General features: G+C 51.1%; 9 protein-coding genes. 7 read left to right on the top strand and 2 right to left on the bottom strand.

From position 1 onward, the window contains the following. Positions 1-52: 52 nt before the first annotated feature. Entirely contained in the window at positions 53-1147 is a 1095-nt protein-coding gene (locus tag ACI48K_RS02950; RefSeq protein WP_475026108.1) for a lactonase family protein, read from the top strand. 74 nt (positions 1148-1221) lie between these two features. Here ACI48K_RS02950 and ACI48K_RS02945 read toward each other — a convergent pair whose 3' ends face one another. After that, the gene (locus ACI48K_RS02945; RefSeq protein ID WP_475026107.1) at positions 1222-2295 is read right to left on the bottom strand and encodes a bifunctional 3-deoxy-7-phosphoheptulonate synthase/chorismate mutase; all 1074 of its coding nucleotides are present in this window, start codon (positions 2293-2295) and stop codon (positions 1222-1224) included. A 524-nt stretch (positions 2296-2819) separates the two neighbouring features. On the opposite strand from ACI48K_RS02945, the gene ACI48K_RS02940 reads away from it, so the two are divergent. Further along, a complete protein-coding gene (locus tag ACI48K_RS02940; protein ID WP_475026106.1) occupies positions 2820-3896 on the top strand; it encodes an AI-2E family transporter in 1077 nt (358 codons plus the stop codon). A 755-nt stretch (positions 3897-4651) separates the two neighbouring features. Here the strand turns inward: ACI48K_RS02940 and ACI48K_RS02935 are convergent. Continuing rightward, a complete protein-coding gene (locus ACI48K_RS02935) occupies positions 4652-5176 on the bottom strand; it encodes a hypothetical protein (protein ID WP_475026105.1) in 525 nt (174 codons plus the stop codon). Between the two features lie 161 nt (positions 5177-5337). On the opposite strand from ACI48K_RS02935, the gene ACI48K_RS02930 reads away from it, so the two are divergent. The 5 genes from ACI48K_RS02930 (at position 5338) to ACI48K_RS02910 (ending at position 11369) form a co-directional block, all read left to right on the top strand. Then, positions 5338-6360 carry an FUSC family protein gene (locus ACI48K_RS02930; RefSeq protein ID WP_475026104.1) on the top strand — a complete coding sequence of 341 codons (1023 nt, stop codon included), beginning with the start codon at positions 5338-5340 and terminating at the stop codon, positions 6358-6360. 81 nt (positions 6361-6441) lie between these two features. Further along, positions 6442-8790 (top strand): RNA polymerase recycling motor HelD, encoded by a 2349-nt coding sequence (gene helD / locus ACI48K_RS02925; protein WP_475026103.1) that lies wholly within the window; start codon positions 6442-6444, stop codon positions 8788-8790. 88 nt (positions 8791-8878) lie between these two features. Further along, complete coding sequence (locus tag ACI48K_RS02920) at positions 8879-10117, top strand: MFS transporter (protein WP_475026102.1); 1239 nt, start codon at positions 8879-8881, stop codon at positions 10115-10117. A 140-nt stretch (positions 10118-10257) separates the two neighbouring features. Beyond that, positions 10258-10944: a ribose-5-phosphate isomerase RpiA gene (gene rpiA, locus ACI48K_RS02915; protein WP_475026101.1), complete on the top strand. Its 687-nt coding sequence runs from the start codon at positions 10258-10260 to the stop codon at positions 10942-10944. Continuing rightward, entirely contained in the window at positions 10929-11369 is a 441-nt protein-coding gene (locus ACI48K_RS02910; RefSeq protein WP_475026100.1) for a GNAT family N-acetyltransferase, read from the top strand. Before rpiA ends, ACI48K_RS02910 begins: the two co-directional genes overlap by 16 nt. Positions 11370-11875 lie beyond the last annotated feature (506 nt).

The following is an 11875-nucleotide window of genomic DNA, read 5'->3' as shown; positions in this document are numbered from 1 at the left end:
GAGGTACGAAACATTCCTGATCAAGGTTAAATTGCGGAAGGAGGAATATGCTTTGGCAGATTCCAAGCAACGATTATTGCTGTTTATCGGTTCTTACGCCGAACCGGCCGATTCCGGAATATATATTTACGAGCTGGACCCGCAAAGCGGGGAAATGACTCGGCTTGACGGCGCGTCCGGCATGAAAAATCCGACGTTCCTGAATGTCGATGGCAAGAGCCGGAGGTTGTACGCGATTTCGGAAGCGAAAACAAGCGATGGGGAACGAGTAGGCGAGGTCGTTTCCTTTGAGATTGATCCGGAAGGCGGCAAATTGCGCCAGCTGGGCCGATTGACAACCATAAAGCCGTCCACCTCGCATATTCAAAGAGACGAGGAGAGCAGCTATCTCGCGGTTTCAGGATATCACGGCGGCAACGTAGGCCTTGTCAAACTGGGTCAAGGCGGAGAACTTGCCGGATTAACGGATGAACGTCAGCATGAAGGCCATGGCGCAGACCCGGTAAGACAGGATCGGCCTCATCCGCATTCGGCGCTCTTCAGTCCGGACAACCGTTTCGTGCTGATCGCCGACTTGGGACTTGACCGGATTTCCGTGTACAGCCTGGACAAAACGAATGGCAAGCTTGTTCATGCGGGCGATGTAAAGGCTCCGCCGGGATCCGGGCCGCGCCATATGGCCTTTCATCCCAACGGGCGGCTGCTTTTTTCGATCAATGAAGTGAATTCGTCAATCTCGGCCTATGCATATGACACGCAGTCGGGACGGTTGGAACTTTTGAACACGGTACCGACATTACCGGACGAGTATAACGGGGAGAATACAACGGCGGAAATCGCCGTTTCGGCGGACGGCCGCTATCTATACGGCTCGAACCGAGGCCATGACAGTCTTGTTCAATTTGCCGTCGATCCGGATAGCGGGGCATTAACTTATGTTGAGCATGTCTCAACCGAAGGCGGACATCCTCGTCATTTTGCCCTCACTCCGGATGGAGCCTACTTGATCGCGGCGAACCGGGACTCGGATTCGCTCGTTCTTTTCCGTGTAGATCCAGGCACAGGACGGCTGAAATTTACCGGCCATACGGTCAATGTATCAAAACCGGTTTGTGTAAAGCCGGTCGTGTTCGATCTGAAATGTTGAAATGAGTTCCAAAACGGCCCTGCCCGCCCATACAGTGGAGCAGGGCCGTTTTGGGACGATTGACGTTTCGATGATTATTCGTTGAACAAACCAGAGCCGCGGATACCGTCCCACAATTCCCGGAACTGCGGAATATCAAGCTGCTGCGCAGCGTCGGACAATGCGGTTTGCGGGTCGGGATGCACTTCGACCATCACGCCGTCGGCGCCGGCCGCAAGCGCGGCTTTGGCGCAAGGAAGCAAGATGTCCTTGCGTCCGGTGGAGTGGCTGACATCGACAAGCACCGGTAGATGAGTCTCCTGTTTCAATAAAGGAACGGCGGAAATGTCCAGTGTGTTTCGCGTCCATTTCTCGTAAGTGCGGATACCTCGTTCGATCAGCATGACTTGGGCATTTCCGTTTACGGCGATGTACTCGGCGGCATGCACGAATTCCTCCAGCGTGGCGGCGATGCCACGTTTCAGCAGCACAGGGATCGAGGCTTCGCCGGCGGCTTTCAGAAGCTCGAAATTTTGCATGTTTCTCGCGCCGATTTGAATGATATCGATGTAATCGGCCGCCAATTCGATATGATCGGGATGGACGATTTCGCTGATGGTGGAGAGTCCGAATTCCGACGCCACTTCCTTCAGCATTTTGAGACCTTCGATGCCAAGCCCTTGGAAATCGTAAGGGGAAGTTCTCGGTTTAAACGCTCCGCCCCGCATGACTTTGATTCCGGCGTCCTTTAATGCCGCGGCAACGGTGCGAAGCTGCTCATAAGATTCCACGGAGCAAGGGCCGGCGATCATAACCTGGGATGGTCCGCCAATGATCGTGCCGTGCACATCGATGAGCGTATCTTCAGGCTGATTTTTGCGGCTGACGAGCAGTTGTCTCTTATGATCTTCTTCCTGCAGGTTCAAGGAAGCCTTGAAAATCTCCTTGAAGATGTGTTTAACCGCGTCATTCTTGAAAGGTCCCGGATTCCGGCGGGTCAAATCCTCGAGCATCGCTCTTTCCCGGACCGGATCGAACTTTGGCACGCCCTGTTTTTCTTTGATTTCTCCGATGGCACGTACGACCGTAGCTCTTTCATTCAGCAGTTTCAGCAACTCTTCATTGATTCCGTCGAGCTGCTCCCGCAGCAGGGTCAATTGATCACTCATTTGTCTCTCTCCTTTTCATGATGGAAAATGGGTTTGAATGGATATGAACATGGCTCAAAAAACAAAAAAGGCGCCTCCCAAGGGACGGAAAAAATCCGCGGTACCACCCTCGTTAGACAACCTAATGTTTCTCAGCTTTCGGGCACGGATAACGGCGTGCGGCCGGACCTCCCTACTCATGTCCGCTAAAGCGGCAGTTCAGGGATCAACTCTGGAGCGAACTTCGGAAGGCGCGTTTCCCGCGGGGTGCTCTCAATCTCCGGCACCACCGTCCCTGTCAGGCCGCATCCTTCTTACTTTTCTCCGTCATCGTCATTGCAATTTATACGAGATTATATGCCTGTTGCATGAAAATGGCAATACTATGCATGACCGCGAAGCAACATTACAGCAAAAACGTTTCACAGTGATAAAGCATAAGTTTTTGAGTTTTTGATTTGCATTGATATGCCCGATTCGCGTAAGATAAATGCATAGCTTTGGCAGAGAAGAGAGTATAAACATGAGGGAGCAGATTAGAGATAATGACGTTTTTTAGAGAACTTTTTCAAATGGCAGGATTCCGCAGAGTGATGGCTCTGCTGTTTGTCGTTTTAGTGCTTTATTTCTCCAGAAGCATGCTGAATATGCTGCTAATTACCTTTATTCTCACTTACTTGATCAATCGTCTGCACAATTTTATCAGCCGGAATGTGGGGAAGGTTGTCAAAATCAATCGAAGAGTCACGGTTTTATTTATTTATGTCGTGATGATCACGCTGCTGGTTATGGCGATCTATTATTATTTACCGGTATTTATCACGGAGGTAACCGATCTCGTCAATCAGGTAATATCCTTTTATTCGAATCCGCCGGTCCTCCCGGATAATGTCATTCTGAATTTTCTGATGGAATCGCTAAAAGATATTGATCTGTCTTCCTATCTCGCCAACGGATTCGATTTTCTGGTGCAAACGCTGACCGACATCGGCAAATGGAGCCTCAACTTGTTCATTGCCATTGTGCTCAGTTTGTTCCTGCTGCTTGAGAAGGAAAAAGTTACAAACTTTACGGTCAAATTTAGGGCGAGCCGGATTGGCGGGCTGTTCAAAGAGCTCGAATATTTCGGCAAAAAATTCGTTCAATCTTTCGGTAAAGTCATTGAAGTTCAATTTCTGATCGCCTTCGTTAACGCCATTGTTTCAACGATTTTCTTGTGGATTTTCGGGTTTCCCAATTTGATCGCGCTGGGCATCATGATCTTTCTGCTTGGTCTCATTCCGGTTATGGGCGTGATCATCTCTTTGATTCCGCTATGCGCCATCGCCTTCAAAATCGGCGGTTTGATCAAAATCGTTTACATCCTGATCATGGTAGCCGTCGTTCACTCGCTGGAAACCTACTTTATGAATCCGAAATTCATGTCCGACAAAACGCATCTGCCGATTTTTTACACGTTTCTGATTTTGCTGATTTCCGAGCATTATTTGGGCGTTTGGGGATTGATCGTTGGGGTGCCGGTCTTCATGTTCCTGCTGGATATTCTGGAAGTACCTTTTGGGCACGATGGCCGAGGTTCTCAAGGCTCGGGAGCAGGTTCGCCGGATACGGGGGGAGATTAACCCTTTCATCGGTTCTCTTAATTAAAGCCCATAAGGATGAGGGTGTTCCTCTGTCATCTAGGATGATTTTGGGGACACCCTCATTCCATACGAAAACTTTGAGTACGCGTTTGGGACAGCCCCCTTCGGTTCTTCAGCTTAGGGGAGACGGGATAAAGCCGGGCTTCAGGCAACTTCAGGTCACTGGCAGCCCACGGTCGTTTGGAACTCGCTCTGCTTTTAACCGTTCCCGTTCCCCTCGCTAGTTTGCCGCTAAAATAGCGGTACTTTAAGGCTCTATCTCCGCTGGACGGCCCCTTTTTGCATAAATAGCGCCATTTTGGGCTTTATTTTTTCAGAAAGACTTCTTTTTCCCCGGTTTTAGCCGTTTCACCGAAAATAAGACCATTTTGCGCCGCTATTTTCAGAAAAACGCGGTTTCGGAGCGAAATAAGGCCATTTGATGCCTCTATTTGCAAAAAAGCCGTTTGCCGGTCGGTGTTTTCCGCTTCGAGGTTTGCCGAAAGCAAGCCTTAAAGTCGGATCGCTTTCACTTACCCGGCGCCGGCCCGTCATTGACTTAAGGAAGCGACCATAGACTTGAAAGTAGCATTTGAATCAAAAGAAAGAAACGATGATGCAGGGATAGCTCCCGGGCACCGCCGTTTCTTTCACTTTTGATTCCTTTTTCAGTTAAGCAAGCGGTTTGGCCAATGAGCCAGCTTGCTTGGGACAGCCTCTTTAATCTTGAATGGTTCTTGTTTGAGCGCATTGGTTTAATGCTGTGTATGGCTCCAGTTTACTTGATTGTTTTGATATTCAACCGTAGGTTGGCCCGGGCGTTCGTCCTTCCAGGAGCGGTTAATGGCTTTCTTCAGTTTTTCCGGCAGCCGGGATTTGATTTTGGCGGCTTTCTCCTGATCGATTTTGCCGTCCTTCACCGCTTGATCGATATTGCGGTTGGCGGATGCCGTCAGTTTCTGCAAATACTCTTCCTCGCTCCAGCCTTTGCTGGCCTGGGCGATTTGCAGCAGCGTTTTGCCTTGCTTCAATTGCTCCACCAGCGTTTTTGGCTCGACACCAAGCAGATCCGCGGTATCTTTGACGATATGTCCGCCCAGAAAATGGCGGTGTTGGTGATGCGTCTTCGACTCATCCTTTATCCCGCCTGGAGTTTCCTGCTGCGTTTTTTGCTCGGGAGCTGCGGTTTCGGCAAAGGCAGGCACCGCAGCGGCCAAGGAGCCGCCGGCGAGCATAAAGGCCAGCGTTCCTTTGAGAGCAAGGGATTTCAGCTCGTACATAGACTTTTTTCACCTCTTCGTTTAGAATGATTTGGGTCTTGCTTCAACAGTGTTGACCAAAAGTTTGCAGGATATCTGAAAAAATGCTTAATATTTCTTAAAATTACGCTTAAAATAAAGCAAATTCTTCAAATAGGATTTTAAGAGCAGGAGGAAAAACCGTGACGTTTGGCGCGAGAATGCTCAAAACGGGGCTTGCCGTCACCCTGGCGCTGTACATCGGCGTTTGGCTGAACCTGTCTTCTCCGGTTATTGCGGCGGTTGCCGCCATATTCGCCATGCAGCCTTCGATTTACCGCTCGTGGCGGTATCTGATTGAACAGCTTCAAACAAACACGCTTGGCGCCGTTTTGGCGATGCTGGGCGGGATGCTGCTCTCAAACGAGCCGATTGCCGTCGGACTTGTATGTATTCTTGTGATCATGATCTGTTTGAAACTGAAAATGAGCGACTCGATCGGAATTACGCTCGTCACCGTAGTCGCCGTAATGGAGGCGTCGGGGCAATGGGATTTCGCCCTCAACCGGTTTGCGCTCAGCCTCATCGGTATTTTGTCGGCATTCGTGATCAATATCGCCGTCTTTCCTCCCAAACCCAAGATTCAATTCGAGAAGCAAATCCGTACCACCTTCGATCAATTGTCGCTGCTGCTTCGGACGGCGATTTCGGACGAGATGAAGGAAACGGTATTCCGCAGCGAGAAACGGAGCCTGGAGGATACGATCAATACGCTCGCGGATAAATACAAGCTGATGGAGGAAGAGAGCAAAAAGCTGAAGACAGCCAAACTTAGCGACCAGCGACAGTTGGTCGTCTACAAGCAGATGCTGAGAACGCTGCGCAAAGGTTATGAGGTGCTGGATGCGGTGGAGCAGCATTTTTTTCAGGCGACCCGCCCTCCCGAGCTGAATTTGGAATTCGACCGGCATTTGGAAAAGCTGAGTAAATTTCATGAACACATCATGCTGAAGTTTGACGACAAGCTGAAGCCAAACGTGGATGAGGCGGAGCAATTCGAACAGGAAAACGACGAGTTCTTAAGGCGGATGATTGACTGGTATGCGACGGAACGTACGGGCGTACTGCGTCTGTCGATCGTTTCGGCGGAGATGTATGAATACGGCCATCAATTGGAAAGGCTGAACAGGCTGACGGATCATTCGCTGTCGCTGCCTGCGGAATAGCCAACTAGTCCTGCCGCTTCGGCAGGACTTTCCATTCACAACTATAGATTTCGTAGATCGTTAATCAAAGGGAGCGATAGGATGAACACTTCAGATCAGGCTTGGCAGGAAGAGCAGCGGCGTGTGGAATATGTGGAAGATCAAGTTGGTTCCCGAATTCGCAGTTTGGAGAGCGAGGTAGGTTCGGTCCGGGGCGATGTGGTTGAAATGCGAAAGGATTTCTGGGATGAGGTATCCGTCAACTTTAGTGAAGCGGACGACGTTGGCGAGACATCGACTAGTCTTCGGCAGCAGTCCCAGGTGCTTTCGGAGCGGGAAAAAAGCCATCAGCACGCTTTTGCCGCACTCGGAAAAATGAAACGGCTTAAGGAATCCCCGTATTTCGGCAGAATCGACTTCGCCGAAGAAGACGGGCCCGAAGAGGCGATCTATTTGGGTATTGCTTCGCTCTTGGAGGAAGGTGACGAATCTTTCCTCGTTTACGACTGGCGGGCGCCGATTTCGAACTTATATTATGACAGTGTGCCGGGTCCGGCTTCCTACGAGACCCCTTCGGGGAGCATATCGGGTTCCATGACGTTGAAACGCCAGTTTGTCATCCGGGGACGGGAGATCAAATTGATGTTCGACACCGGCGTCACGATCGGTGACGAGCTGCTGCAGCAGGTGCTCAGCCGAAGCTCGGACGCCCAGATGAAGAGCATCGTGGCTACGATCCAAAGCGAGCAAAACCGGATCATTCGGGATGACCGGAGCCGGATGCTGATTGTGCAGGGGGCGGCGGGCAGCGGCAAAACTTCCGCGGCTCTGCAGCGGGTAGCCTACTTGCTCTACAAGCACCGCGATATTTTGAAGGCGGATCAAATGATTCTGTTTTCCCCGAACCCGATGTTCAACAGCTACGTGTCCACCGTGCTGCCGGAGCTTGGCGAGGAAAACATGCAGCAAACGACATTCCAGGAATATTTGGAGCATCGGCTTGGCCGGGATTTTCAACTGGAAGATCCGTTCATTCAGATCGAATATGTGCTTTCTGCCGAAGAAGACGAGGAGTACCAAACCCGCATCGGCGGAATCCGTTATAAATCGTCCACCTCGTATCTGGAAGCCGTCGAGCATTATAAAGAGCTGTTGGAAAAACGCGGAATGATGTTCAAGCCGCTGCGCTTTCAGGGCAGAGAAGTCGTGAGTGCGGAAGCGATAGCCGAGAAGTTTTACGCTTTTGATCCGGCGATTCGGCTGGCCAACCGCTGCGAACTGCTTAAGGATTGGCTGCTGAAGGAACTGGCGCATTTCGGCAAGGGCGAACTGGAGCTGCCTTGGGTAGAGGAACAAATCCAGCTTCTCGATACGGAGGAATACCAACGCGCTTATCAGCGCATGCGGCGCAAACAAAAGGGGAGCGGCGATCCGTTCTCGTTTAGCGATTATGACGACGAGCGGACGATTTTGGCCAAAATGGTGGTCAGCGACCGGCTTAAACCGCTGCGCAAATGGGTGAAATCCCTGCGTTTCGTCCATGTGACGAAGATGTATTTGCAGCTGTTTGAAAATCAGGATTTAATGCGGGAAGTCAGCGGAGGGAAATTGCCCGAGCATTGGGAAGGAATCAGCCTGCAAACCCTGCGTAAAATTGGGGATGGGGAGCTGTTTTATGAGGATATCACTCCGTTTCTGTATTTAAAGGAATTGCTGCTGGGCTTCCATTCCAACACTTCGATCCGCCACGTCATCATTGACGAAGCTCAGGATTATTCTCCTTTCCAGCTCTTCTTTTTGAAAAGGCTGTTTCCCCGGGCGAGAATGACGGCGCTGGGAGATCTGAATCAGGCGATCTACGCTCACGCTTCGGTTCTTCAGCAATCGACAGTCCTCAGCGACCTCTATGGAGCGCAGGAGAGCGAGCTGATTACCTTGAAACAGAGCTATCGTTCTACCCGTGAAATCGTGGAATTTACCAAGGGGATGATCCCCGGGGGCGATGCAATTGTACCTTTCAACCGTTCGGGAGCCAAACCGGAGCTTAGAATCGCAAGCGATCGCATGGAGATCCATGACCGGCTGCAACCAGATGTCGAAGCGCTGCGATCGGAGGGCTTCGAGTCGATTGCGATCATTTGCAAGACGGCTGCGGAAAGTCTGGAGGCGTTTGAAGCGCTGCAAGCATTTTTCCCGGTCAAGCTGATCAAAAAAACGACCTTATCCTTCGAAAAAGGAATTCATATTATTCCGGCTTACTTGGCCAAAGGGGTCGAATTCGACGCCGTACTGATCTATGACGGTTCCAATGCGGCCTATACGCGGGAAGCGGAGCGCAAGCTGTTCTATACGGCATGCACAAGAGCGATGCACCTGCTGCGCATTTATGCGCTCGGAGAGCCCAGCCGTTTTATACAAGAGACCGATCCGTCAACCTATGTCTCCCTCTAACTAACGATGCTCCGGGGAATAATTTTGCCGATTTGGCCGACACTAACCGGGTTAATGCACATGTTAGGGAAAGGTGGCCATGATAGACATGGACAGCAAAAAAGGCGATCTGGCCGCGCTTGCGTCCATTCCGCTCATCATGACGCTCGGCAATTCCATGCTGATTCCGATCCTGCCCCAAATTGCCCGGGAACTGCGGATTTCATCCTTTAAAGTGAGTATGCTGATTACGGTATATGCACTCGTCGCCATTCTGCTGATTCCGATTGCCGGATATTTATCGGACAAATACGGAAGAAAGACGATTATCGTCCCCAGCCTTATTATCGCCGGGATCGGCGGGGCCTTGTCGGGAGTTGCGGATTGGCTGGCAAACGGAATGACGGTATATTGGATTATTCTTGGCGGACGCTTCCTGCAGGGGATCGGTGCGGCGGGAGCCTTCCCGATCGTGCTGCCGCTGGTCGGCGACATGTTCGAGAGCGAAGAGGAAGTGAGCCGGAACTTGGGAATCATCGAGACCTCGAATACGTTCGGCAAGGTGCTCAGCCCGATTTTGGGGGCGCTATTGGGTGCGTGGATCTGGTATATCCCGTTTTTGTCCATTCCCGTATTGTGCCTGGTTTCGCTGCTGCTTGTCTTGTTTTTGGTCAAAGAACCGGACCGCAAAAGCCAAGCGAAGCCGCTTCCGGAGTTTTGGCAGAGCACATGGAAGGTTTTTAAGGAGAAGAAGCGTTGGCTAAGCGCAATTTTTGCGATCGGCGGCATCTGTATGTTTTTGTTGTTTGGCGTTTTATTTTATTTATCGGATCAGCTTGAGGACAAGCATGGCCTGCACGGCATCGTCAAGGGGCTGGTGCTGGCCGTCCCGCTTGCCGCTCTATGTCTTTGTTCCTATTTCACCGGTAAAAAAATCGGCAAAAACAAAAAATTAATGAAATGGTGCGGCGTGGCCGGCCTGGTGCTGTCGACGGCGGCGTTGTTCGGGATCGGATTTTTCGATAACATCTACTTCGTCATTGCCTGTCTGATTGTATGCGGCGCGGGAATCGGGATCGTTCTGCCCAGTTCGGACGCGCTGATTACGGAAGGCATCGACAAAGAGATGCGCGGAACGATCACTTCCATCTACAGCAGTATGCGGTTTGTCGGCGTCTCGCTGGGACCGCCCGTGATATCCCTTCTGCTCAAAGCAGGGCATATGACTTTGTTTTTCGGAATTGCGGGCGTGTCGCTTGTAGCAGTCGTTTTGCTGCTGCTCATGGTCAAACCCGATTCCGATATAGAGGGGACCTCCCGGATTCCGAAGCCAATTCGGCAAGGTTAACATCACGATATAAGCGATTTCGCAAGAGAACAGCAGGTTTGCCTTTGAACCCGCTGTTCTCTTGTTTCGTCTTTTTTGATATGATAATGCTTGGATTTCCCATGTAAACATCGCAGCACTAATATCTGGAGGGGTCAAACATGAATGCAAAGCAGGCTGCAGGATATCGCGCCGCCGAATGGGTGAAGGACGGAATGACGGTTGGGCTCGGAACCGGTTCAACCGCCTATTACGCGATCGAAAAGATCGGAGAAATGGTAAAGGACGGGCTTCGCATCCGGGCGATTGCGACATCTAAGGCTTCGGAAGAGCTCGCGTTAAAATACAATATTCCCGTGGTTCCGGCATCCGAGATTGATCGTCTTGATGTAGCGATTGACGGAGCGGACGAAGTGGATCCGCAGCTATCCCTCATTAAAGGCGGGGGCGGAGCTTTGCTTCGCGAGAAACTGGTTGCCCTGCAGAGCGACAAGTTTATCGTGATCGCAGATAGCGGCAAAATGGTTTCCCAATTGGGAAAATTCAAGCTGCCGATCGAGATCGTTCCTTTTTGCTACGAATGGACGCTGAGACAGCTGCAAAGCCGCTATGATGTTCCTTTTGAGCTCCGCATGCGGGGCGAAGAATTGTACATGACGGACAACGGCAATTATATCGTCGATGCGGCCTTTGGCCAAATTGAATCGCCGTCCAAGCTGAGCGACGAATTGAAGGCTCTGGCAGGTGTCGTGGAACACGGTTTGTTTGTCGGGATCGCGAATATGGTCATTGTCGGTTACGAAGACGGCCGCACGGAAGTGACGGAGGTCCCATGTTCGAACAAATAAATGCACGGGCGGGCGAAACCGCCGTTAGCGAGCTGCTGGAATATGCGGTGTATTTTGAACCGGAAGCCTTGGATGAAGCCGTTCGGATGTATGCGTCGGAGGAAGGCTCCGAACTGCACGGATTCTTTGAGGAAGATGAAATCGTCGGATTGATCGGCTGCCGGATGGATGAAGGAGCGTCCCGGGTACTTGAGATTATTCATCTGGCCGTGGCCCCCGAACACCGTTTGAAGGATTACGGGCGAACTTTGGTGCTAAATGCCTTGGGACACGCGCATCCGGACCTGATCTTGGCCGTTACCGACGAAGAGGGGGCGCAGTTTTTCCGCAGTATCGGTTTTCGCATTACGGGATTTAGCGAAGTTCCCGGCGGCCCTGAAAAATTCCGCTGCGAGTATATTGTCGAAGAACCTTCGGAAGATTGAACGTTTGAGCATACCTTTGCAGATGCAGTCCCGAAAGTAAATTGGCTCATGCGGCGAACGAACCACTGACTTGACTGAAAAGGGAAAAGGTCGGGCGCCGCAAGGGGGTATTTTTCATCCTCGTCCCGGTCCGGAATGACCATAAACGGCGGTGACCGGCGCGATTTCTCGAATAGGGGCCTAAAAGGGCCTTATTTCCCTCCGAGATCGTGTTTTCCCGGAAATAGCGGCGCAAAAGGGCCCTATTTTCGGCCAAACGTTCAAAATCGGGGGGAAAAGGAACGCTTCTGAAGAAATAAGGCCATAAAATGATGCTATTTCTTCAGAATGAGGACTCTCTTTTGAAAATAAGGCCATAAATGATCGCTATTTCACGTGCGTGGGAATGCGGCGGGAGGCGATTTTTGAGGGACGCCGTAACTGGAACATCATCCCCTTTTTGCTCTGAATCGCGCTGAATCGCGCTGACTTATTCTGACTCCGACGCGAAACCTCGAAGTCGATCT

It is taken from the genome of Paenibacillus terrisolis, assembly GCF_056171975.1.
The sequence above is the reverse complement of the archived record's forward strand: the minus strand, read 5'-3'. Positions and strand labels throughout refer to the sequence as shown.